This is a genomic window from Buchnera aphidicola (Astegopteryx bambusae), from assembly GCF_039365365.1.
Lineage (GTDB): Bacteria > Pseudomonadota > Gammaproteobacteria > Enterobacterales > Enterobacteriaceae > Buchnera_G > Buchnera_G aphidicola_B.
Genome location: NZ_CP134985.1, coordinates 367,192 through 389,215, shown reverse-complemented (window position 1 = coordinate 389,215; position 22,024 = coordinate 367,192). Strand labels below are relative to the sequence as shown.

26 protein-coding genes, 3 tRNA genes and 1 pseudogene are annotated in these 22,024 nt (G+C 20.2%); 19 read left to right on the top strand and 11 right to left on the bottom strand.

Annotation, left to right across the window (positions count from 1 at the left end):
* The first annotated feature begins 17 nt into the window (after positions 1-17).
* The 4 genes and pseudogenes from miaA to rplI all read left to right on the top strand — a co-directional run bounded on the left by miaA (position 18) and on the right by rplI (position 2,139).
* Positions 18-964 (top strand): annotated as a pseudogene (miaA, locus tag RJD44_RS01965) (tRNA (adenosine(37)-N6)-dimethylallyltransferase MiaA).
* A 34-nt stretch (positions 965-998) separates the two neighbouring features.
* On the top strand, positions 999-1,349 hold the full coding sequence (gene rpsF / locus RJD44_RS01960; protein WP_343189928.1) for a 30S ribosomal protein S6: 351 nt from the start codon (positions 999-1,001) through the stop codon (positions 1,347-1,349).
* Positions 1,350-1,414: 65 nt separating this feature from the next.
* Complete coding sequence (gene rpsR, locus RJD44_RS01955) at positions 1,415-1,642, top strand: 30S ribosomal protein S18 (RefSeq protein WP_343190124.1); 228 nt, start codon at positions 1,415-1,417, stop codon at positions 1,640-1,642.
* A gap of 47 nt (positions 1,643-1,689) precedes the next feature.
* A complete protein-coding gene (gene rplI, locus RJD44_RS01950) occupies positions 1,690-2,139 on the top strand; it encodes a 50S ribosomal protein L9 (protein WP_343189927.1) in 450 nt (149 codons plus the stop codon).
* A 122-nt stretch (positions 2,140-2,261) separates the two neighbouring features.
* On the opposite strand, the gene rph is transcribed toward rplI, so the two are convergent.
* Positions 2,262-2,993, bottom strand: coding sequence for a ribonuclease PH (gene rph / locus RJD44_RS01945; protein WP_343189926.1), 732 nt, complete (start codon positions 2,991-2,993; stop codon positions 2,262-2,264).
* Between the two features lie 38 nt (positions 2,994-3,031).
* Positions 3,032-3,104 (bottom strand) — tRNA-Ile (locus RJD44_RS01940).
* A 111-nt stretch (positions 3,105-3,215) separates the two neighbouring features.
* Here RJD44_RS01940 and RJD44_RS01935 point away from each other — a divergent pair.
* Both RJD44_RS01935 and sbcB read left to right on the top strand, forming a co-directional pair.
* Positions 3,216-3,288 (top strand) — tRNA-Asn (locus RJD44_RS01935).
* A 42-nt stretch (positions 3,289-3,330) separates the two neighbouring features.
* Positions 3,331-4,767, top strand: coding sequence for an exodeoxyribonuclease I (gene sbcB, locus RJD44_RS01930; protein WP_343189925.1), 1,437 nt, complete (start codon positions 3,331-3,333; stop codon positions 4,765-4,767).
* Here sbcB and RJD44_RS01925 read toward each other — a convergent pair.
* The gene (locus tag RJD44_RS01925) at positions 4,764-5,000 is read right to left on the bottom strand and encodes an oxidative damage protection protein (RefSeq protein ID WP_343189924.1); all 237 of its coding nucleotides are present in this window, start codon (positions 4,998-5,000) and stop codon (positions 4,764-4,766) included. The two genes, sbcB and RJD44_RS01925, sit on opposite strands and share 4 nt — an antisense overlap.
* 127 nt (positions 5,001-5,127) lie before the next feature.
* Between RJD44_RS01925 and trmB the strand changes: the two genes are divergently transcribed.
* Positions 5,128-5,847, top strand: coding sequence for a tRNA (guanosine(46)-N7)-methyltransferase TrmB (trmB, locus tag RJD44_RS01920; RefSeq protein WP_343189923.1), 720 nt, complete (start codon positions 5,128-5,130; stop codon positions 5,845-5,847).
* A gap of 1 nt (position 5,848) precedes the next feature.
* On the opposite strand, the gene hemW is transcribed toward trmB, so the two are convergent.
* The 6 genes from hemW to dusA all read right to left on the bottom strand — a co-directional run bounded on the left by hemW (position 5,849) and on the right by dusA (position 11,561).
* The gene (gene hemW, locus RJD44_RS01915) at positions 5,849-6,982 is read right to left on the bottom strand and encodes a radical SAM family heme chaperone HemW (RefSeq protein ID WP_343189922.1); all 1,134 of its coding nucleotides are present in this window, start codon (positions 6,980-6,982) and stop codon (positions 5,849-5,851) included.
* Positions 6,983-6,995: 13 nt separating this feature from the next.
* The gene (ruvX, locus tag RJD44_RS01910) at positions 6,996-7,406 is read right to left on the bottom strand and encodes a Holliday junction resolvase RuvX (RefSeq protein ID WP_343189921.1); all 411 of its coding nucleotides are present in this window, start codon (positions 7,404-7,406) and stop codon (positions 6,996-6,998) included.
* A 2-nt stretch (positions 7,407-7,408) separates the two neighbouring features.
* Positions 7,409-7,969: a YqgE/AlgH family protein gene (locus tag RJD44_RS01905; protein ID WP_343190123.1), complete on the bottom strand. Its 561-nt coding sequence runs from the start codon at positions 7,967-7,969 to the stop codon at positions 7,409-7,411.
* A 38-nt stretch (positions 7,970-8,007) separates the two neighbouring features.
* Positions 8,008-8,973 carry a glutathione synthase gene (gene gshB, locus RJD44_RS01900; RefSeq protein ID WP_343189920.1) on the bottom strand — a complete coding sequence of 322 codons (966 nt, stop codon included), beginning with the start codon at positions 8,971-8,973 and terminating at the stop codon, positions 8,008-8,010.
* A gap of 113 nt (positions 8,974-9,086) precedes the next feature.
* Complete coding sequence (dnaB, locus tag RJD44_RS01895; protein WP_343189919.1) at positions 9,087-10,481, bottom strand: replicative DNA helicase; 1,395 nt, start codon at positions 10,479-10,481, stop codon at positions 9,087-9,089.
* 78 nt (positions 10,482-10,559) lie between these two features.
* Positions 10,560-11,561: a tRNA dihydrouridine(20/20a) synthase DusA gene (gene dusA, locus RJD44_RS01890; RefSeq protein ID WP_343189918.1), complete on the bottom strand. Its 1,002-nt coding sequence runs from the start codon at positions 11,559-11,561 to the stop codon at positions 10,560-10,562.
* Between the two features lie 142 nt (positions 11,562-11,703).
* Here dusA and ssb point away from each other — a divergent pair, with 142 nt between their 5' ends.
* Entirely contained in the window at positions 11,704-12,228 is a 525-nt protein-coding gene (gene ssb / locus RJD44_RS01885) for a single-stranded DNA-binding protein (protein ID WP_343189917.1), read from the top strand.
* A 69-nt stretch (positions 12,229-12,297) separates the two neighbouring features.
* On the opposite strand, the gene RJD44_RS01880 is transcribed toward ssb, so the two are convergent.
* Entirely contained in the window at positions 12,298-13,032 is a 735-nt protein-coding gene (locus tag RJD44_RS01880; protein ID WP_343189916.1) for a hypothetical protein, read from the bottom strand.
* Positions 13,033-13,206: 174 nt separating this feature from the next.
* Here RJD44_RS01880 and RJD44_RS01875 point away from each other — a divergent pair, with 174 nt between their 5' ends.
* Entirely contained in the window at positions 13,207-13,659 is a 453-nt protein-coding gene (locus tag RJD44_RS01875) for a NifU family protein (protein WP_343189915.1), read from the top strand.
* Positions 13,660-13,761: 102 nt separating this feature from the next.
* On the opposite strand, the gene RJD44_RS01870 is transcribed toward RJD44_RS01875, so the two are convergent.
* Positions 13,762-13,850 (bottom strand) — tRNA-Ser (locus RJD44_RS01870).
* Between the two features lie 286 nt (positions 13,851-14,136).
* Between RJD44_RS01870 and aroK the strand changes: the two genes are divergently transcribed.
* From aroK to fusA, 10 genes are all read left to right on the top strand, one after another.
* Positions 14,137-14,670, top strand: coding sequence for a shikimate kinase AroK (aroK, locus tag RJD44_RS01865; protein ID WP_343189914.1), 534 nt, complete (start codon positions 14,137-14,139; stop codon positions 14,668-14,670).
* A gap of 35 nt (positions 14,671-14,705) precedes the next feature.
* Positions 14,706-15,794, top strand: coding sequence for a 3-dehydroquinate synthase (gene aroB, locus RJD44_RS01860; RefSeq protein WP_343189913.1), 1,089 nt, complete (start codon positions 14,706-14,708; stop codon positions 15,792-15,794).
* A 36-nt stretch (positions 15,795-15,830) separates the two neighbouring features.
* On the top strand, positions 15,831-16,505 hold the full coding sequence (gene rpe / locus RJD44_RS01855; protein ID WP_343189912.1) for a ribulose-phosphate 3-epimerase: 675 nt from the start codon (positions 15,831-15,833) through the stop codon (positions 16,503-16,505).
* A 73-nt stretch (positions 16,506-16,578) separates the two neighbouring features.
* The gene (gene trpS / locus RJD44_RS01850; RefSeq protein WP_343189911.1) at positions 16,579-17,583 is read left to right on the top strand and encodes a tryptophan--tRNA ligase; all 1,005 of its coding nucleotides are present in this window, start codon (positions 16,579-16,581) and stop codon (positions 17,581-17,583) included.
* A gap of 163 nt (positions 17,584-17,746) precedes the next feature.
* Entirely contained in the window at positions 17,747-18,133 is a 387-nt protein-coding gene (gene tusD / locus RJD44_RS01845; RefSeq protein WP_343189910.1) for a sulfurtransferase complex subunit TusD, read from the top strand.
* Positions 18,134-18,173: 40 nt separating this feature from the next.
* Complete coding sequence (tusC, locus tag RJD44_RS01840; protein ID WP_343189909.1) at positions 18,174-18,530, top strand: sulfurtransferase complex subunit TusC; 357 nt, start codon at positions 18,174-18,176, stop codon at positions 18,528-18,530.
* Between the two features lie 11 nt (positions 18,531-18,541).
* Positions 18,542-18,829: a sulfurtransferase complex subunit TusB gene (gene tusB, locus RJD44_RS01835; protein ID WP_343189908.1), complete on the top strand. Its 288-nt coding sequence runs from the start codon at positions 18,542-18,544 to the stop codon at positions 18,827-18,829.
* A gap of 88 nt (positions 18,830-18,917) precedes the next feature.
* On the top strand, positions 18,918-19,292 hold the full coding sequence (rpsL, locus tag RJD44_RS01830; protein ID WP_343189907.1) for a 30S ribosomal protein S12: 375 nt from the start codon (positions 18,918-18,920) through the stop codon (positions 19,290-19,292).
* A gap of 42 nt (positions 19,293-19,334) precedes the next feature.
* The gene (gene rpsG / locus RJD44_RS01825) at positions 19,335-19,805 is read left to right on the top strand and encodes a 30S ribosomal protein S7 (RefSeq protein WP_343189906.1); all 471 of its coding nucleotides are present in this window, start codon (positions 19,335-19,337) and stop codon (positions 19,803-19,805) included.
* A 96-nt stretch (positions 19,806-19,901) separates the two neighbouring features.
* Positions 19,902-22,016 (top strand): elongation factor G, encoded by a 2,115-nt coding sequence (gene fusA / locus RJD44_RS01820; protein ID WP_343189905.1) that lies wholly within the window; start codon positions 19,902-19,904, stop codon positions 22,014-22,016.
* Positions 22,017-22,024 lie beyond the last annotated feature (8 nt).

Genomic DNA, 22,024 nt, shown 5'->3' with positions numbered 1-22,024 from the left:
TAATAAAAAGTATTTTTATGAAAAAGAATGTTCCTATAGTGGTTTTTTTAATGGGTCCAACATGTTGTGGTAAAACTTCATTAGCTATGAGAATTCATGATAAAATAAATGCTAGAATAATTAGTGTGGATTCTTCATTAGTTTACAAATATATGAATATAGGTACAGCTAAGCCTAATGAAAATGAATTGATTAAGTATCCTCATAAATTAATTAATATAAGATGTCCTAATGAAAATTATTCTGTAGCAAACTTTTATCACGATGCTTTAAGAGAAATTAAATTATCTTTTTTAGAAAAAAAAGTGCCATTTTTAGTTGGAGGTACTATGTTATATTATAAAATATTATTAAGCGGATTAATAAATTTACCAAAAAAAAATAATGAACTTATAAATAGAATTTTATTTTATTTAAATGATAAGAATAAAAATAATAATATTTTATTATATCAAAAGTTATTAAAAATAGATCCTAAAAGTGCTTTTAATATAAATAAAAATGATGTATATAGATTATCTAGATCCTTAGAAGTATATTATACAACTGGAAAAAAAAAAGTAGTTTTTTAAAAAGAAAAAAATTTCCATATAAGGTTTTTCAATTTGCGTTGTTTCCAAGTAATAAAGATATTTTACATGAAAATATAAAATTTAGATTACAGAATATGATAGATTCAGGATTTGAAGATGAAGTATATAAACTTTTTACAAATAATATTTTAAACATAAAATTTCAATCTATGAATTGCATAGGATATTCTGAAATGTGGGATTTTATAAATAAAAAAATTACATATACTCAGATGTTTAACAAAATTTTTTTTTCTACAAAGAAATTAGTTAAAAAACAAATGACTTGGTTAAGATCTTGGAAAAATTTATTTTTTTTATCTTCTGAAGATATGCAATGTGCTGAAAGACAAATTTTGAAAGTATTAAAAGAACATATTAAATTAAAATAATTTTAAAATTTATACAATATGGTGTGTATTTTATATGAATAATTATGAAGTAATTTTGATATTTCATCCAGGAAATAGTAATTTAGTTGCAAAACTAGTAGAAAAATATGTCTCTATAATAAAAAAATATAATGGTAAAATATATAGATTAGAAAATTGGGGTAGAAGACATTTGTCTTATCCTATAAAAAAATTTCATAAAGGTCATTATGTATTACTTAACGTAAAGGTATATAAAAAAACTATTAATATGCTATCAAATAAAATAAGATTTGACGAAAATATATTAAGAAATTTAATAATTTCAGTAAATAAATCAATATCAGAGAAGTCTCCTATGATGTTAGTAAAAGATTTTGAAAAAAAAATAAAAAAAAATAAATGATTTTATATTTTTATATTATATATATTTTTTTTTATATTATTATATTTTATTTTAAGGAGAATTGTATTATGCGTTATTTTAGAAGAAGAAAATTTTGTAGATTTACTTCAGAAGGTATAACAGAAATAGATTATAAGGATATTAATTTATTAAAAAATTATATAACTGAAAATGGTAAAATAGTTCCAAGTAGAATTACAGGAACAAAATCAAAATATCAAAGAAAGTTGTCTAAAGCTATAAAAAAAGCTAGGTATTTAGCATTATTACCTTATACTGATAAGCATAAATAATTATAATTTATAATTACAAATTATATTTTTATTTTAGAGAAAAAGTTATGAAAATAATATTGTACAAAAAAGTTACAAAATTAGGTGAAAAAGGTAATGTAGTTAGTGTAAAACCTGGATATGCTAGAAATTTTTTATTTCCTACTGGCAAGGCAATATTAGCTAGTAAAGAAAACATCGAAAAATTTGATAAAATAAAAGTTTTAAAAAAGAAAAAAATAGCAAATAAAATTTTATTTTTTAAAAATTTACAACATAAAATAAAAAATTTAAAAAAATTAAAAATTTTTGTTAAATCTAGCAAGAAGGGAAAATTATTTGGATCTGTAAATGCTAAAATTATTTCTAATAATTTAAATAAAATTGGAATAAAAATTGATAAAAAAAATATTTATATAAGAAATAAGTTTATAAAAAAATTAGGAATTTATAATATTTTTTTTAAATTGTACAAAAATATAAATGCTAGTATGGATATAGAAATTTTGTCGAAATAAAAAAATGTTTTTTAAATAAAAAAATTCTTATATCTATTTTTATATAAAAATATTTACAATTATAAAAATTTTTTAATAGATATAAGAATATCTAAAAAATTTTTTAAAAATTGTATAATTTTTTATATTTCTTTTATTATATCTTTTTGTTTTTTTATTAATTTTTTTATATTTTTTTTTGCTATTGTTATAAGATTATATAAATCATTTTCTTTAAAAGTTTTTGTTTCTGCTGTTCCTTGTATTTCTACTATTTTTTCTTCTGAATCCATTACTATATTTATATCTGAATTTGCTTTAGAATCTTCGTTATAATCTAAATCACACATATATTTATTATTTACTATTCCTACTGATATAGATGCTAATATTGTTTTTATAGGATTTTTTTTTAATATTTTTTTTTTAATTAATTTTTTGCATGCTTGCACCATAGCTATATAAGATCCTGTTATAGATGCCGATCTTGTGCCGCCGTCAGCTTCTAAAACATCACAATCTAGTAAAATTGTTCTTTCTCCTAATTTTTTTAAATTTATTGCTGATCTTAAAGATCTAGATATAAATCTTTGTATTTCAATTGTTCTTCCTTTTTGTTTTCCTTGTATAGATTCTCTAATATTTCTTTTGTGAGTTGAAGTAGGAATCATGCCATATTCTGCTGTTATCCAACCTATTTTTTGTCCTTTTATAAAAAATGGAACTTTTTCTTGTATTGAAGCATTACATAAAACTGATGTATTTCCAACTTTTATTAAAATTGATCCATCTGCATGAGATGTATAATTTTTTTTAAAAACTACTGGCCTCATTTCAAATAATGATCTATTAAATGATCTATTTTTATTATCCATTATATTATAATTTTATTTTTTTAAGGTTTTAAAGATTTTGGCCCTTGCTGGATTTGAACCAGCGACCTAACGATTATGAGTCGTGTGCTCTAACCTCTGAGCTAAAGGGCCATTTAAATATTATTTTTAGATTATATTATATATAATATTTTTTTTCTATATATATTTTTTTTTTTATTTTTTGACAATATAAATATTTTATAATAGAATATAAATTATATTTCCTCTGTAGTTCAGTTGGTAGAACGGCGGACTGTTAATCCGTATGTCACTGGTTCGATCCCAGTCGGAGGAGTAATTTATTATTTTTTGAAAATTTTGTTTAAAATATTAAAAAATGTTGCAAAAAAATTTTAAATTTGTTTTTTATGATTATGAAACTTTTGGAATTAATCCATGTTTAGATAAACCTTTTCAATTTTCTTGTATAAAAACAGATTTTGACTTTAATATTTTAAGTTCTAATGTTTCTTTTTTTTGTTTACCACCTATAGACTATTTACCAAATATAGAATCTATTTTTATAACACAAATTTCTCCACTATGTTTACTAAAAAAAAAATATTTTAACGAATATTTTTTTGCAAAAAAAATATATAAAATTTTTATTCAAAATAATACATGTATTGTTGGATATAATAATTTTTATTTTGACGATGAGTTTACTAGAAATATTTTTTATAGAAATTTTTTTGATCCATATAGTTGGTCCTGGAAAAATAATAATTCTAGAATAGATATCTTAATAATATTAAGAGCATATTATTCTTTTAGACCGGAAAATATAGTGTGGCCTAAAAATAAAAAAAATGGTTTAGTGAGTTTTAAATTAAGTGATTTTACTAAAAATAATAATATTTCACATAAAGAAATACATAATGCTAAATATGATGTGTATGCTACTGTTTCAGTAGCTAAGTTTTTAAAAAAAAAAAATAAAGGATTGTTTCTTTATTTATTTAAAAATAGATTTAAAAAAAATATTTTGCAAATTATATATAAAAATTTTTGGAAACCTATTTTTTTTTCTTCTAGCCTATTTCATACTAAAAATTTTAATTTATCTTTAGTTTTATTCTTATTTATACATCCTAAAAATTCTAATATAGCCATCATGTTTAATCTTACGAATAGTGTAAGCGATTTTATTAATTATTTTAATAGTAGAAATTGTAAAAATATTTTTAATATTAAGGATTTATTTTCTTTTGGAATTTTATTTATTTATCTAAACAAATCTCCAGTATTAGCTCCATTATCTATTGCTAGAAAAATAGATATGAATAGAATTAATTTTTCTTTAGAAAAGAAATTTGCTAGAATATCTAAAATACGATCAGTTTGGAAAATATTTTTGTTGTTAAAGAAATTTTTTTTTAAAGAAAATTTATTTTATAAAAAAAAACAAGATGTTGATTTAATGATATATTCAGGTTTTTTAAATAGTTATGATAAACAACTAATGTATAAAGTACATGATTTTAATAAAAAAAAAAATTTTTTAAAAAAAAATATTTTATTTGATGATGATAGAATGAATAAATTATTTTTTAGATTTAAAGCGAGACATTTTAAAAATTTATTAACTTATAAAGAAAAAATAATTTGGAAAAAACATTGTTTTAAAGTTTTTAATAAAAATTTTTTATTACAATATATATATAATTTAAAAAACAATTTAAAAAAATATTACAAAGATAAAAAAAAAATATTTTTAATTAAACAAGTTTTTTTATATATGAAGTATGTAATTAATATAATAAAAAATTATTAATTTTTTTTAAATAAAAAATTTATCATATATTTTTCTAATTTTTTTATATCATGTTTTTTTATCATATTTAATTTTTTTTCATTTATAAATTTAGTTTGTTCTTTTTCCCATATTTTCCATGCTTTTTTTGATATTTTATTATATATTTTTTTTCCTATTTTTCCTGGATATTTTTGTGTTTTTTGTTTTTCTAATTTTTTTTTAAAAAATTTACATTTTATTTTTTTGTTCATATATTTTTGTAAAATAAATTGTATTATTTATTAATAATAATATATTTATGTTATAATTAATATTAATTTTTTTTTATTTTTTTTGTTAATATAATTTATACATTAAAATATAAGAAGTATATTTTTTATGAATAATTTGAATAAAAGTTTTTGTTTAAGGAAAAAAGATTTTTTTTTTAGAAAAGAAATTAGAAGTTTTGTTTTTAGAAGAACAAAAATAAGTAGTTTTAAAAAATATATTATAACAAAATATTGGAAAAAATTTTGTGTAAACTTTAATTATAAAAAAAAAAAAAATTTTTTTTACAAAAAATTTCCTATTATAGTAGATATAGGTTTTGGTGATGGTAAAAAATTAATTTATGATGTACAAAAAAATGTGGGTATAAATTTTTTAGGTATTGAAGTATATTTAAATGGTATAATAAATTGCATTAATAAATGTAATTATTATAATATTACAAATTTTAAAATGATTTATTTTGATGCATTTAAAGTTTTTAAATATATGTTGGAAGATAATTCAATATTTAAAGTACAAATATTTTTTCCAGATCCTTGGAGAAAAAAAAAACATAATAAAAGACGATTGATTAATTTAATGTTTTTGTCATTGATAATGCTAAAATTAAAAAAAAATGGTATATTACATATTATGACAGATTGTAAAATTTATTGTAAAAATATTATTAAAAATATAAAATTTATAAATTTTTTTAAAGAATTTTTTTTTATTGAAAATAAATATAAATTTTCAGATTGTAATTTAAATATTTTCACAAAATATGAAAGTAAAGCAAAAAATAAAAATAATTTTATATATAATATTATATATAAAAAAATTTAATTTATGCAAATATTTCTAATAAATTGTCTAAAAATGCAATTCCTTTTTTAGTAGTTTTTAATGCATTTTTTTTGATTTTAATATATCCTTCTTTTTCAGCCATATAAATTTTTTTTAAAATTTTATTTTTGCATATTCCAGTTGTATTTGAAAAATCTGTTATTAAAGTTTTTTTGAATAATCTAAATTTGTTCATAAAAAATTCTAAAATTTTTTCTTTTTTTCTTATTATTTTTATTTTATATAAATAATTTTTAGAATTATATTTTTTAATGTTATTTTGTTTAATAGTTCTTATTATTGTATTATTTTTTATTGTAATTTTTCCATGAGCTCCACATCCTATTCCTATATAATCACCAAAATTCCAATAATTTAAATTATGTTTTGATTTACACATTTTTTTTGAATAAGAAGATATTTCATATTGTTTATATCCCATTTTTTTTAATATTATATTTCCATATTTAAATATTTTTAGAGATATTTTTTCATTACAATTTTTAATTTTTTTTTTATAAAAAACAGTATTTTTTTCTATATTTAATTTATACCAAGAAATATGATCTACATTTAATTTATATGCAATTTTTATATCTACTAAAGCTTTATATAATGTTTGATTTGGTAAACTATGCATAATATCTATGTTAATTTTTATATTTTTATCTTTTTTACAATATTTTATTAATTTAATAACTTCTTTATTGTCGTACATTCTTCTTAAAAATTTTAGTTTTTTATTTTCAAATGTTTGGACTCCTATAGATATTCTATTTATTCCTATCTTTTTATAAAATTTTATATTTTCATTTTTTGCAGTTTTGGGGTCCATTTCTATTGTAATTTCTATTTTTTTATTAAATTTTACTATGTTACTTATTTTTCTTAACATTAAGTATATTTCTTTATATGTTAATAATGTTGGAGTTCCTCCTCCTATAAATATACTATATATTTTTCTTTTTTTTATTAATTTTACATCTTGTCGTAAATCATTACATATGTTTTTTATATATTTATCAACTATTTTTTTTTTTGTTTTAAATATTTCTATATTAAAATTACAAAATGGACATCTTCTTAAACACCATGGTATATGTATATATAAACTTAAATTTATATTTTTCTTCATATTTTTTATATTTTTACATATTTTTTGATAGCCAGCTTTCTAAAATTATTAATGCAGCAGTAGAATCTATTTTATTTTTTGTTAATTTTTTGTCTCCACTAGAGAATAAAATGTTTTTTGCTTCTATTGTACTTAATCTTTCATCATGTAAAAATACTTTTAGATTAAATTTTTTTTTTATTTTTTTAGCAAAATTTTTCGTTTTTTTTGTAATTTTTTGTTCAGTTCCATTCATATTTAGTGGAAGTCCTACTATAATTGTTTTTGGATTCCAATATTTTATTATTTTTTCTATTTTTTTCCAATCTAAAAAATTTTTTTTAATTTTCACTGATTTTAATATGTTTCCAGTATTGGTTATTTTTTGTCCTATCGCTACTCCTATATTTTTTGTACCATAATCAAAAGACATTATATAATTCATTTTTATGCATTACCAAAATTTATTGTAATTTTTTTTACATCTATACCTAATATTTTTGCAGCTTCATTCCATTTATTTTTCATTGGTACTTTAAACAATACATAGCTATTCGCTGGAGCTGTTAACCAAGAATTTTCTAATAATTCATTTTCTAATTGATTTTTTTTCCATGCGCAATATCCTAATGCTACTAACATATTATTTGGATCTTCTAATGTTTCTATAGATTCTAATATATCTCTAGATGTAGTTATTAAAGTATTTTTAGATACTTTAATACTAGTAGAAAAACTTTTTTTTGAAGAATGTAATATAAATCCTCTGTCTCCAGATTGAGGGCCTCCTAAAATTACAGGTTTATTCATTTCTTCATTTTCTTTTTTTATATTTTTTATTTTTAATTTTATTAATATATCTTTTACTTTTAAGTTTTCTATTGGTTTATTTATAATTAAACCCATTGTACCATTAGAATCATGTTTGCATATATAAATAACTGATTTTTTAAAAAATGGATCTTCTATACCTGGCATAGCTATTAAAAAATGGTTTTTTAATTCTATTTTCATTTTTTATACCTATTTCAAAGATTTTTTGTAAATTAAAAAAATTTATTTTTTCTTAATATTTTTTTTTCTAAACAATTTAATAAAATTGATGAAATAGAAATATTATAAAAGTTTTCTATTTCACACATGCAAGTAGGACTAGTAATATTTATTTCTATTAATTTTTCTCCAATTATATCTATTCCAGATAATATTATTCCTTTTTTTTTTAAAAATTTTCCAACTATTTTTGCAATTTTAAAATCTTGAGGTGATATTTTTTTTATTTTTGCTTTACCTCCTACAGCTAAATTTCCTCTGTTTTCTCCTTTTTGCGGGATTCTATAAACACACCATTTTATAGGTTTACCATTTATTATTATTATTCTTTTATCTCCATTTAATATTTCTTTTAAATATTTTTGAGACACACAATATTTTGATTCTCTTTTTGTAACAGTTTCTACTATTACAGAAAAATTTTTATCTTTTTTTTTTATTCTAAATATAGAACTTCCTCCCATTCCATCTAATGGTTTTATTATAATATCTTTGTTTATTTTTATAAATTCTTTTATTTTATTTTTTTTGCTTGTTATTAATGTTACTGGTATAAATTTTTTAAATTTTGTAGCAAAAAATTTTTCATTAAAGTCTCGTAAACTTTTAGGTTTATTAACTACAATAACACCATTTTTTTCTGCTTTTTCTAATATGTATGTAGAATAAATAAATTCCATGTTAACTGGAGGATCTTTTCTCATTAATATTATGTCTAATTTAGATAATAATATAGTTTTTTTTTTAATTATTTTATACCATTGTTTTATGTTTTTTTTTAATATAATTATTTTGGATTCAGAGTATGCTTTATTGCAATGTATGTATAAATCTTTTATTTCCATATAGTATATAATATAATTTCTATTTTGAGCCTCTAATAAAATAGAAAATGTAGAATCTTTTTTTATATTAATTTTTTCTATAGGATCCATAACTACACCTAACTTTATTTTCATATTGTTTATCTTATTTTATGTTTTTATATTATTAATTTTTAACATTAAAAAATATTAAAAAAAATTTTAATTAGTTTAAATGATTTTTATAAATAATGTAGTTATATTTTTTATTATTTGTATTTTATTTTTGAATAGTTGTCAAATCTTGACCAATGACCGTTAAAAGTAAGTCTTATAGTCCCTATTGGTCCATTTCTTTGTTTGCCTATTATTATTTCTGCTATTCCTTTAAAATCACTGTTTTCGTGATATACTTCATCTCTATATATAAACATTATTAAGTCTGCATCTTGTTCTAATGATCCTGATTCTCTTAAATCTGAGTTTAATGGTCTTTTATCTGCTCTTTGTTCTAATGATCTATTTAGTTGAGATAAAGCTATTATTGGTACTTCTAGTTCTTTTGCTAACGATTTTAATGTTCTTGATATTTCAGCTATTTCTAAAGTTCTATTTTCTTTTATAGATGGTATTTTCATTAATTGTAAGTAATCTATCATTATCAGGCTGATTCCTTTATTTTCTCTATATATTTTTCTAGATCTTGATCTTATTTCTGTTGTAGTTAAAGAGGAAGAATCATCTATATATATATTTTTTTTTTTTAATAAAATGTTTATAGTACTAGATATTCTGGACCAGTCTTCATCATTTAATTTTCCAGTTCTTATTTTTGCTTGATTTACTCTAGATAATGATGATAAAATTCTTATAATGATTTGTTTAACCGGCATTTCTAAACTAAATATTAAAACTGGTTTTTCATATATCATTGCTATATTTTCACAAATATTCATTGCAAATGTAGTTTTCCCCATAGAAGGTCTTGCTGCTATTATTATAAGTTCTGATTTTTGTAATCCTGATGTTTTTTTGTTTAAGTCTTGATATCCAGTGTTTATTCCTGTAATATCTTTTATAGGAGATTTCATAAGATTTTCTATATTAGATATAGTTGAATCTAATATTTCTACAATATTTTTTGGTCCAGATTTTTTTCTTAATCTATTTTCAGATATTTTAAATACTATAGATTCAGCATAATCTAAGAGATCTTCACTGTTTCTGCCATTTGTATTATATCCTGCTAACAACATTTTGTTAGCTGCTAATATTATTTCTCGTATTATTGCTCTTTCTCTAACTATATTAGCATAAGCTTTTATATTTGCCGTGCTAGGAGTATTTTTAGACAATTCTGCTAAATATGAAAATTTTCCAACTATTTTTAATTTTTTTTTTTGTTCTAAAGATTCTGATAATGTTATTAGATCAATTGGATTATCTTCATCTAATAAATTTTTCATTTCATTAAATATTATTCTGTGTTTATTAATAAAAAAATCTTTTTCTACTAGTATATCTGATACTAAATCCCATTTGTTATTATCTAGCATTAATCCTCCTAATATAGATTGTTCTGCTTCTATAGAATGAGGGGGTGTATTTATTTTATATTTATTATTTTTATAATATTGTTTAATTTTTTTTTTATTTTTTTCCATTTTAAATATATAATTATATTTTTATGTTCAATTACAATAATATTTTTATTTTGAAAATTTTTTATTTTTTATATTTTTTTAAAATTTTTGTTTTTTATATTTTTCATTATATTTTTTATATTCTTTAAAAATATTCTCAATGTTTATTTTATTGTTTTTTCTATTTAAACATATTAATTTTCTCCATATAGATGATCCTGGTTCATTTTTAAAAATATTTATTATATGTCTAGTTATTTTATAGATAGGTATTTTTTCTAATCTTTTTTTGTTTATATATTTAAATATTTGTTTTAAAATTGTTTTATAACTATTTTTATTTTTGTAATTGAATATTTTTTCATCTACTAATTTAAGTATCATAGGTGATTTATATACACTTCTTCCTAACATTACACCATCTGTATTTTCTAAATGTTTTAATGAGTCTTTTATTGTTTTTATTTCTCCATTTATTATTATTTTTAAATTTGGAAATTTTTTTTTTATTTTATACACAATATTATAGTTTATTTTTGGTATTCTTAAATTATTTTTTGTGCTAAAATTTTTTAGAATTGCTATTCTAGCATGTAAAATAAATGTTTTACAAGAGCTCTTGCTTGATATATAATAAATAAAATTTTTTAAAAAATTATAATTTTCTTTTTTATTTATTCCTATTCGTGTTTTTACGCTTATATCCATAGAAGTATTGTTTGATATTTTATTAATGATATCAACTATAATATTTGGTTTTTTCATCAATATTGCTCCAAAATTTCCTTGTTGAGCTTTTATTGATGGGCATCCTATATTTAGATTTATATATTTATAATTTTTTTTGTAAGAAATTTCAGCACATCTAGAAATTTGATCAGGATTTGATCCAGATATTTGTATTGCTATAGGATTTTCTTTATTTTTATTATATATAATTTTTTTAGATTTTTTGTTTAATATATCATTCGCAGATATCATTTCTGTAAAAAGTAATGCTTTTTTACTAATTATTCTATATATTTTTCTACAATATTCATCTGTATATTTAAACATTGGCGCTACACAAAATCTATATACATTATTTTTTTTTTTTTTCATCTTTTAGAGTATTTTTTAATTTAATTAAACTTTAAATTAAATATATTTTTTTATAATATCATCTATACTATTTTTTTTAAATTTAAATTTTATGTTATTATTATGTTATATATATTTTTTATAAAATTTATAGAGTAAAATTATGGCTAGTAGAGGAATTAATAAAGTAATATTAATAGGTCATTTAGGTCAAGATCCTGAAGTAAGATATATGACTAATGGAATAGCTGTAGCTAATATGAATATTGCTACTTCTGAAACTTGGAAAGATAAAAATACTGGAGAAACTAGAGAAAAAACAGAATGGCATAGAATTGTTTTGTTTAATAAGTTGGCTGAAATTGCTAGAGAATATTTGAGAAAAGGATCTCAAGTATATATAGAGGGTTCTTTACAAACTAGAAAATGGCAGGATCAGAATAATATGGACAGATATACAACTGAAGTAGTTGTAAATATCGGTGGAACTATGAAAATGCTTGGTAATAGAAATAATAATTTTTCTAATAATATTAATGATAAAAATAGTGTTTCTAAAAATTTAGAAACTTCTAAAAAGAATGTTTTAGAAAAAGATAAAATTAAAAAAAATGATAGTTATTCTAAAAAAGATATTTTGTCAAATGAAATTAATGAATCAGAATTTGATGATGAAATTCCTTTTTAATATTTTGTTTGTTTAAAATTAGAATTTTAGACATAATATTATTCTGAATTTTAAACAAACAATATTTTTTTATTTAATAATATATTTTATGATTTTATAAAGTATGTTTGTATGTGTTAAAAATGGTATATGTCCTGATTTTTTTATTATAAAATATCTATTATTTTTTTTAATAAAAATTTTTTTATATGTTTCTTGTTTTGTTATTTTATCGAATTCTCCATATATTCTAAATATTTTTGTATTTTTTTTATATTTTTTATTTTTTATATATGTTTTTAAAATTGTTATAAAACATTTTTTTAAACTTTTATTATTTGGTATTTTTGTATTATGAAAAAAAATATTTTTGTGTTTTTTTTGTATAGATTGTTCTAAGAAAAAATTTTCTATTGTTATTTTATAATTTTTTAGTAATTTTTTCATCATATTTATAATTTTTTTTTTGTTTAAACCAGGCCAAATTTTTTTTTTAAAAAAACATGGTGATGAGCAAATTGTTATAATAATATTTTTTTTATTTACCCCAATTTGTTCTACAAATAAACCTCCTATAGACCACCCAATCCATATAGAATTGTTATTGAATATTTTATACATTAAATTTGTAATATAATAAAAACTTTTTTCATATAGATTAAATTTTTCTATAAATTCACATATTTCTATTATTGTTACATTATATTTTTTTTTAAAAAATTTTATTAATTTATTCCATATTTTTTTGTTTATTCCCCATCCATGTACTAATATAATATTTTTTTTATTTTTTATATTTTTTTTTTTTAAAATAAATTGTTGCATATGTTTTATACATTTATTATTATTATATAATAAAACTTTTATTTTGGTAATTTGTATGATTACTATTTTTAAAGATGCTGAAATTTATTTAAAAAAACTTTTACTAAAAAAAAAAATACTCAAATTAGAGCATTTGCAAAAAATTTAGGTACTTATAAAGTAAAATTTGGAATAATGTATTGTAACATAAAAAATGTAAGTGATAATGATTTAATTTTTAATTATGATGGTTTTTCTCTATATGTAAATAAAAATGATTATGTTTATTTAAAAAATGCTAATATTAATTTAAAAAAAAAAAATACTATTTCACAATTAGTTTTAGATGTGCCGAATATATTTTCTAACAAATATTATAAAAATTTTAGTAAGGAAGAAAAAATAAAATTTTGGATAAAAAATGAAATAAATACTAATTTGTCTATTCATGGTGGTAGTATAAAATTTGTGAAAGTGGATAAATATAACTATGTTCATTTAAAATTTTTAGGTAGTTGTAATGGATGCAACATGTCTAATATAACTTTAAAAAATTTTGTTGAAAAAAGATTATTAAAAAAATTTCCAAAAATAAAAGGAATAAAAGATATTACAGAACATATTCATGGAATACATTCTTATTATTAATTTTTTTTATAATATTTTTTACATTTAGTAAAAAAAATTATTAATAAGTTTTATAAAAATTTATTTTTATAATATTTTATTAACTTCAAAAAAATTTTTTTTAGGTGAGAAAGGGATTCGAACCCTTGATGCAAAAAATTTTACATACACGCTTTCCAGGCGTGCCCTTTAATCCTCTCAGGCATCTCACCAAAATATATATTTTTATAAATTATTTTTGATGTTAAAAATATTTATTTAATTTTATTATTAATGTATTTAAAAATTAATTTTTTATTTTTAATATAAATTATTATACAAAAAATTATTAATTTATACAAATTTAAAAAAAAGTAATTTTATGTATTTATTTACATTAAAATGTAAAAATTAATTTTTTATTTTTTTAAAATGTTTCTTTGTTTGTTATATTAATTAGTATTTTTATTTTTTTTGTATTATTATTATTAAATTAATTTATTTTTATAAAATGAAATTATGGTAGAAAAAAGAAATATTTTTTTAATTGGACCTATGGGTGCAGGAAAAAGTACTATAGGAAAACAATTGTCTCAAAAATTAAATATGGATTTTTATGATTCAGATAAAGAAATTGAAAAAAGAACTGGAGCAAACATTGCATGGGTTTTTGATGTAGAAGGTGAAAAGGGATTTAGAATTAGAGAAAAAAAAATAATAAATGAATTAACTAAAAAAAGTGGTATTGTTTTAGCTACTGGTGGAGGTTCTATAGAATCTGAAAATATAAGAAATGCACTTTCTTCTAGAGGTACTGTTGTATATTTAAATACTACAATAGAAAAACAGTTAATAAGAACTAACAGAGATAAAAATAGACCATTGTTAAACAAAAAAAATATATCTAATAGACATATTTTGGAAGCTTTAGCTAAGAAAAGAAATCATTTATATAAGAATATATCAGATTTTATAGTGGATACAGATAATAAGAGTGCTAAATCAATAGCGTTATATATTTTTAAAAAATTTAAATCAAATAATTTTTTATAAGACTTTTTTTTTATTTTATATATTAGGATAAAATTTTGAAAAAATTAAAAATAAAATTACATGGAAAAAAATATTTTGTAAATATAGGTTATAAAATTATTAATGACGCTAATATAATTTCTTATTTAAAATTATTTAAAGATGTAGTATTAATAACTAATTCAACTTTGCATAAAATATATAAAAAAAATATTATAGATAATTTTATGAAGTTGAAAGTTATTAATAATAAAATAATATTAAATGATGGAGAAATTTATAAAAATTTTAATTCTATAAAAATTATTATTGATAAACTTGTTAAATTTAATTGCGGAAGAAAGGTGCTTCTTATTGCTTTTGGCGGGGGTGTAATAGGTGATATTACTGGTTTCGCGGCTTCTATTTATAAAAGAGGCGTAAAATATATAAATATTCCAACTACTTTATTGTCTCAGGTAGATGCTTCTATTGGAGGCAAAACTGGAATAAATAGTATTCTTTCTAAAAATATTATTGGAACTTTTTATCACCCGGAGTGTGTTATAATAGATTTAATATTTTTAAAAACTTTAAGAAAACAAGATTTTATATCTGGGTTGTCTGAAATTATAAAATATGCAATTTTATTTGATAAAAAATTTTTTTATTGGATAAAAAATAATTTTAAAAAAATTTTTTTATTGGATAAAAAAACTTTATTATATTGTATTATGAAATCTTGTAAATTTAAAATAAAAATAATTGTAAAAGATGAAAGAGAAAAAGATTGTAGAATGTTTTTAAATTTAGGCCATACTTTTGGTCATGCTATAGAATCTTTTACAAAATACACATGGTTGCATGGAGAAGCAGTTTCTGCGGGAATTGTAATGTCTTCTTATTATTCAAAATTTTTAGGAAAAATTTCTCACAAAGAAATTGATGAAATAGTTAATTTATTTAGTATTATTGGATTGCCTATAAACGGTCCTAAAAATATGAAGTTCCAAGATTATTTGAAATATATGGTTAGAGATAAAAAAAATGTTTCTAATAAAAAAATTAGATTAATAATTCCAGAAAAAATAGGAAAGTGTATTTTAATAAAAAATGCAAAAATAGATGTATTGAGACAAACTATTAATAAGAATTTAAAAAATTAATTTTTATAACACAAAATAATTTAATATATAAATTTTATGAAAAATTTTTTTATTGTGCCTTCTATTTTATCAGCGAATTTTGCTAATTTAGGAAATGAAATAAATAGTGTGATAAAATATGGAGCTGATTTTATTCATTTTGATGTCATGGATAATTGTTATGTTCCAAATTTAACATTTGGTCCAGTTGTATTACAATCTTTAAAAAAAAATGGTATAAAATTTGATACTGATGTTCATTTGATGATGAAAATGGTAGATTCTATAATACCTATTTTTGCTAAAGAAAAAGTAAAATTTATTACTTTTCATCCAGAATCTACATTACATATAGATAAAACTATATCTTTAATAAAAAGTTTTGGATGCAAAGCAGGATTAGCTATAAATCCTGCCACTTCGCTTGATTGTTTACGTTATACTTTAGATAAATTAGATTTGGTGTTGATTATGTCTGTTAACCCTGGTTTTGGTAAACAAGAGTTTTTAACTTATGTTTTAAAAAAAATTGAAAAAGTTAGAAGTTTAATAGATAAAAATAATTATAATACAATTATAGAAGTAGATGGAGGAATTAAAAAAAACAATATTTTAGATTTGTTAAAAGCTGGAGCAAATTCTTTTGTTATTGGATCTGAAATTTTTTGTTCTAAAAATTATAAGAGTACTATTTTGCATATTAGAGAAATAATATATAAACATGTATATTAATTTATGTTTTTGAAATTTATACAAACTTTATGTTTTTGTTAATATAAAAATTATTTATATAAATAAATTTTTTATGAGAAAAAATAAATTAAAAAAAAAAATATTATTTAGTGCTATTCAACCTACAGGATTTGTCACATTGGCAAATTATTTAGGTGTTTTAAAACATTGGAAATATATTCAAAAAGATTATAATTGTATTTTTTGTGTTGCTGATTTGCATTCTTTAACAAAGCATGATAATAATTTTAATTTGAGAAAAATTACATTAGATACATTAGCTTTTTATTTAGCGTGTGGTGTGGATCCTAAGAAAAGTATTATTTTTGTACAATCTAATGTAGATGAACATTGTAAAATAAATTGGATTTTAAATTGTTTTTCTTATTTTGGTGAATTATCTAGAATGACACAATTTAAAGAGAAGTCTAGAAACAATAGAAATATTAATATGGGTTTGCTAAATTATCCAATTTTGATGATGTCTGATATATTGTTGTACAATAGTAATTATGTTTTTATAGGAGATGATCAAAAACAACATTTGGAATTAACTAAAGTTGTTGCTAACAGATTTAATAAATATTATGGTAAAACTTTTACAATTCCAAAAAATATAATGTTTAAACAAGGATCTCGAATCATGTCTTTACATGATCCTAAAATAAAAATGTCAAAATCTGATAAAAATAATAAAAATAGTATTTTTTTATTAGACAAAAAAATAGAAATTTATAAAAAAATAAAATTTGCTACTACAGATTCAGAAAGTCCATCAAAAATATTATATGATATTATAAAAAAACCAGGAATATCTAATTTATTAAATATTTTTTCTATATTGAGTGGTAAAACTATTTTACAATTAGAAAAGTTGTTTTATAATTATAATTACTCAATGTTTAAAGAAGAATTGTCAAAATTAATATGTAAGAAATTATATAATTTGCAGAAAAGATATTTTTATTTTAGAAAAAATGAAAATTATTTGTTGAAAATATCTCGTATTGGAGCAAAAGTTGCTTCTACAAAAGCAAAAAATATGATGAATATTATAGAAAAAAAAATATTTTTATAGTTAACAAATAATTGAATATTATAAACTATTTAATTATTTGTTAATGTTTTAATATGATTTTAAAATATTAACATGTTTTAACAAAATAAATTATTTTTTTATTTTATAATATACACATAATTTTAATAAAATTTTTTAATATTTTATTTATATTTTTAACATTATGAAATACACGATATTAGTTTCTGGTCCTTGTTTTGGAACTCAAAATTCTATTAGTTCTTTTTTATTTTCTAAACATTTAATTAAAAAAGGTCATTTTATTAAAAGTATATTTTTTTATTCAGATGGAGTATATAATTCTAATAGTATAAATTTTTCAGATAATGAAAAAATAAATTTGTTAAAATGTTGGAAAAAATTGCATAAAAAATTTAATATAAATTTGAAATTATGTATAGGATCTGCTTTAAAAAGAGGATTGGTAAATAAAGACATTGCTTTAGAAAGAGGTGTGGATATTAATAATATAGATTATTGTTTTAAAATTACAGGTTTTACAGAATTATCTGAAGATATTATGTTATCAGATCGTGTTATTCAATTTTAAAAATTTTTAAATTTTTAAAAAAATATATTAAATTAATTATATGAAAAAAATAGCTTTTTTATTTTCTAAATCCCCTTATGGAAGTAGTGAATGTCGAGAGTTGTTAGATGTATCTTTATCAGTTTCTATGGTAATAAAAATATCATTGTTTTTTATTGGAGATGGAATATTTCAGATATTAAAAAAACAGAATCCAAAAAAAATTTTTTGTTATAATTATTCTAAATCTTTTTTAATATTTGAGCATTATAAAATTTCTAATATTTATGTATGTAAAAGTTCTTTGAAGTCTAGAGGAATAAAATATAATGAAAAATTTATAATTTGTTCAAAAGTTTTAGAAGAAATTTCTTTTAGAAATAAGTTGAATTTGTTTAAAATAGTTATTAATTGTTGAAAAGGTTATGTATGTTACATATGTTAATGAGCTCTCCGTTTAATATTGATATTAATAGTTTTTTCAAATTAATAAAAAAAGAAGACGATATTATTTCTATACAAGATGGAGTGATTATATCTATAGAAAAAAATGTTTTTATAAAAAAAATAATTTGTCTTTCTAAGAATTTATATGTTTTGAAAGAAGATTTAGAAGCGAGAGGATTAGTCAAAAAAGTTTCTAAAAATTTTTTAATAATAAATTATTCGGATTTTATAGATTTAACTGTAAAAAATGTAACTCAAATTAGATGGTAACATATTTAAAGAAATTATATATTTTAATTTTACAAAATATAATTTAAATGTTTTTAAAAGTTTTTTAAAATTATGGAGTTAATATTATATGTCAACTATTAATCAATTGGTTAGAAAATCTAGGAAAAAAAGATTTTCCAAAAGTAATGTTCCAGCGTTAGAAAAATGCCCACAAAAAAGAGGTGTTTGCACAAAAGTATATACAACTACTCCAAAAAAGCCTAATTCGGCTTTAAGAAAAGTATGTAGAGTAAAATTAACTAATGGTTTTGAAGTTACAGCATATATTGGTGGAGAGGGTCATAATTTACAAGAACATTCAGTAATTTTAATTAGAGGAGGAAGGGTAAAAGATTTACCAGGTGTTAGATATCATGTTGTTAGAGGTTCTTTAGATTGCGCTGGAGTAAAAGATAGAAAAAAAAGTAGATCTAAGTATGGAACAAAAAGAATAAAATCTTAATATAAACAATATTATCAAAATTAAAAAAATGAGATTTTTTATATGTCTAGAAGAAGAATAGTTGGAAATAGAGATGTTTTACCTGACACTAAATTTGTTTCTAAAACATTATCTAAGTTCATAAATATAATTATGATTGATGGAAAGAAATCAATAGCTGAAAATATTGTATATAAGTCTTTGAATATTTTATCAAAAAAAACTGATTTAGATGAATTGTCCTCTTTTAAGTTGGCTTTAAAAAATGTTAAACCAATAGTAGAAGTAAAATCTAGAAGAGTTGGAGGATCCACTTATCAAGTTCCAGTAGAAGTAAGGCCGTCTAGAAGAAATACATTAGCTATGAGATGGATAATAATTTCAGCTAGAAAGAGAAGAGATAAATCTATGTGTTTGCGTCTTTTTAATGAGTTGTATGATGCAATAAATAAAAAAGGAGAAGCAATTAAAAAAAAAGAAGAAGTACATAGAATTGCAGAATCTAATAAGGCTTTTGCTCATTATAGATGGTAATAATTTTATTATTACAATAATAAATATTTCACAAACAACATGATTAAAATATATTTTTATATTTTAATAGTATAATAAGAAGATTATTAAAATAATATGTCTCGAAAAACTAAAATTTCACATTATAGAAATATAGGAATTAGTGCTCATATTGATGCTGGTAAAACTACTACTACAGAAAGAATTTTATTTTATACCGGGGTTAATCATAAAATAGGGGAAGTGCATGATGGAGATGCTACAATGGATTGGATGGAACAAGAGCAAGAAAGAGGTATAACTATTACATCTGCAGCTACTACTACTTTTTGGTCTGGTATGTATAATCAGTTTGTACCTCATAGAATAAATATTATAGATACTCCAGGACATGTAGATTTTACGATAGAAGTAGAAAGATCTATGAGAATATTAGATGGTGTAGTAATGATATATTGTGCTGTAGGAGGAGTGCAACCTCAGTCTGAAACTGTTTGGAGGCAATCTAATAAGTATAGTGTTCCTAGAATTGCTTTTATAAATAAAATGGATAGAATTGGTGCAAATTTTTTTAATGTTATCAATCAAATTAAAAAAAGATTTAATATAATTGTTGTCCCCACTCAACTTCCTATCGGATCAGAAAATAATTTTGTCGGAATAGTTGATATCATAAAAATGAAAGCTATAATTTGGAATGATGACGATAAAGGAATTACTTTTAAAAGTTCATCAATTCCAGAAGATTTAATTGACATTTCCGATAGATGGAGAAAACATTTAATAGAAGTAGTAGCTGAATCAAATGATGATTTTATGGAGATATATATATCAGGAAAAGAATTTTCTGAAGAACAATTAAAATTAGGGCTTAGAGAAAGGTCTTTGAAAAATGAAATATTAATAATAAATTGTGGTTCATCATTTAAAAATAAAGGTGTGCAACCTTTATTAGATTCTATAATAGATTTTTTACCTTCTCCTAAAGATATTTATATAAATAAACAAAAAATTTCAGATTTAAATTATAATAGTAAAGATTTTATATTAAAAAAATGTAATGATGATAAATATTTTTCTGCTTTAGCATTTAAAATTTCTACAGATCCGTTTGTAGGAAGTTTAACGTTTTTCAGAGTATATTCTGGAATAATTAGGTCCGGAGATATTGTTTTAAATTCTACTAAATTGCAAAAAGAAAGATTTGGAAGAATAGTGCAAATGCATGCCAATAGAAGAGAAGAGATTAATGAAGTTAGATCTGGTGATATAGCTGCAGCAATAGGTTTAAAGAATGTTACCACAGGAGATACTTTATGTGATCCAAAAAAAAGAATAATTTTAGAAAAAATGGAATTTCCTGAACCAGTAATTTCAATAGCTATAGAGCCAAATACTAAATCTGATCAAGAAAAAATGGGTGTAGCTTTAGCTAGATTAGCGAAAGAAGATCCATCTTTTAAAGTTCATATAGATCATGAATCTAATCAAACTATAATATCTGGTATGGGAGAATTACATTTAGAAATAATTGTAGATAGAATGAAAAGAGAATTTAATGTATCTGCTAATATAGGAAAACCTAGAGTAGCATATAGAGAAGCTATTACAAATAAGGTAACAGATATAGAAGGAAAATATATAAGACAATCTGGAGGAAGAGGTCAATATGGTCATGTAGTCATAGACATTTTTCCTATTAATGTCGATGAAAAAAATTATGAGTTTATAAATGATATAAAAGGAGGAATAATACCTTCTGAATATATTTCAGCTATAGATAAAGGAATACAAGAACAATTAGTTTCAGGTCCATTAGCAGGATATCCAGTAGTTAATATAGGCGTAAGATTACATTTTGGTTCATATCATGATGTTGATTCTTCAGAAATTGCATTTAAATTTGCTGCCTCTATTGCTTTTAAAAATGCTTTTAAATTGGCAAAGCCTGTTTTACTGGAACCTATAATGAAAGTTGAAATAGATACTCCAGAAGAATACATGGGTGATGTAATAGGAGATTTAAATAGAAGAAGAGGTACAATAGAAAAATTAGATAATAATTTTAATAGTAGAATAATAATTTCTAATGTTCCATTATCAGAGATGTTTGGATATGCTACTGATTTAAGATCAAAAACTCAAGGTAGAGCGATGTATTCTATGGAATTTTTAAAATATTCTGAAATTCCTAATAACATAATTTCAGAAATTTTAGAGAGCAAAAAGTAAAAATATTT

Bases quoted from the DNA above. Each gene is read 5' to 3' on its own strand.
- rpsF (WP_343189928.1), top strand. From the start codon at position 999: ATGAATAATTATGAAGTAATTTTGATATTTCATCCAGGAAATAGTAAT.
- rplI (WP_343189927.1), top strand. From the start codon at position 1,690: ATGAAAATAATATTGTACAAAAAAGTTACAAAATTAGGTGAAAAAGGT.
- rph (WP_343189926.1), bottom strand. From the start codon at position 2,993: ATGGATAATAAAAATAGATCATTTAATAGATCATTATTTGAAATGAGG.
- sbcB (WP_343189925.1), top strand. From the start codon at position 3,331: ATGTTGCAAAAAAATTTTAAATTTGTTTTTTATGATTATGAAACTTTT.
- RJD44_RS01925 (WP_343189924.1), bottom strand. From the start codon at position 5,000: ATGAACAAAAAAATAAAATGTAAATTTTTTAAAAAAAAATTAGAAAAA.
- trmB (WP_343189923.1), top strand. From the start codon at position 5,128: ATGAATAATTTGAATAAAAGTTTTTGTTTAAGGAAAAAAGATTTTTTT.
- hemW (WP_343189922.1), bottom strand. From the start codon at position 6,982: ATGAAGAAAAATATAAATTTAAGTTTATATATACATATACCATGGTGT.
- ruvX (WP_343189921.1), bottom strand. From the start codon at position 7,406: ATGAATTATATAATGTCTTTTGATTATGGTACAAAAAATATAGGAGTA.
- gshB (WP_343189920.1), bottom strand. From the start codon at position 8,973: ATGAAAATAAAGTTAGGTGTAGTTATGGATCCTATAGAAAAAATTAAT.
- dnaB (WP_343189919.1), bottom strand. From the start codon at position 10,481: ATGGAAAAAAATAAAAAAAAAATTAAACAATATTATAAAAATAATAAA.
- dusA (WP_343189918.1), bottom strand. From the start codon at position 11,561: ATGAAAAAAAAAAAAAATAATGTATATAGATTTTGTGTAGCGCCAATG.
- ssb (WP_343189917.1), top strand. From the start codon at position 11,704: ATGGCTAGTAGAGGAATTAATAAAGTAATATTAATAGGTCATTTAGGT.
- RJD44_RS01880 (WP_343189916.1), bottom strand. From the start codon at position 13,032: ATGCAACAATTTATTTTAAAAAAAAAAAATATAAAAAATAAAAAAAAT.
- RJD44_RS01875 (WP_343189915.1), top strand. From the start codon at position 13,207: ATGTATTGTAACATAAAAAATGTAAGTGATAATGATTTAATTTTTAAT.
- aroK (WP_343189914.1), top strand. From the start codon at position 14,137: ATGGTAGAAAAAAGAAATATTTTTTTAATTGGACCTATGGGTGCAGGA.
- rpe (WP_343189912.1), top strand. From the start codon at position 15,831: ATGAAAAATTTTTTTATTGTGCCTTCTATTTTATCAGCGAATTTTGCT.
- trpS (WP_343189911.1), top strand. From the start codon at position 16,579: ATGAGAAAAAATAAATTAAAAAAAAAAATATTATTTAGTGCTATTCAA.
- tusD (WP_343189910.1), top strand. From the start codon at position 17,747: ATGAAATACACGATATTAGTTTCTGGTCCTTGTTTTGGAACTCAAAAT.
- tusC (WP_343189909.1), top strand. From the start codon at position 18,174: ATGAAAAAAATAGCTTTTTTATTTTCTAAATCCCCTTATGGAAGTAGT.
- tusB (WP_343189908.1), top strand. From the start codon at position 18,542: ATGTTACATATGTTAATGAGCTCTCCGTTTAATATTGATATTAATAGT.
- rpsL (WP_343189907.1), top strand. From the start codon at position 18,918: ATGTCAACTATTAATCAATTGGTTAGAAAATCTAGGAAAAAAAGATTT.
- rpsG (WP_343189906.1), top strand. From the start codon at position 19,335: ATGTCTAGAAGAAGAATAGTTGGAAATAGAGATGTTTTACCTGACACT.
- fusA (WP_343189905.1), top strand. From the start codon at position 19,902: ATGTCTCGAAAAACTAAAATTTCACATTATAGAAATATAGGAATTAGT.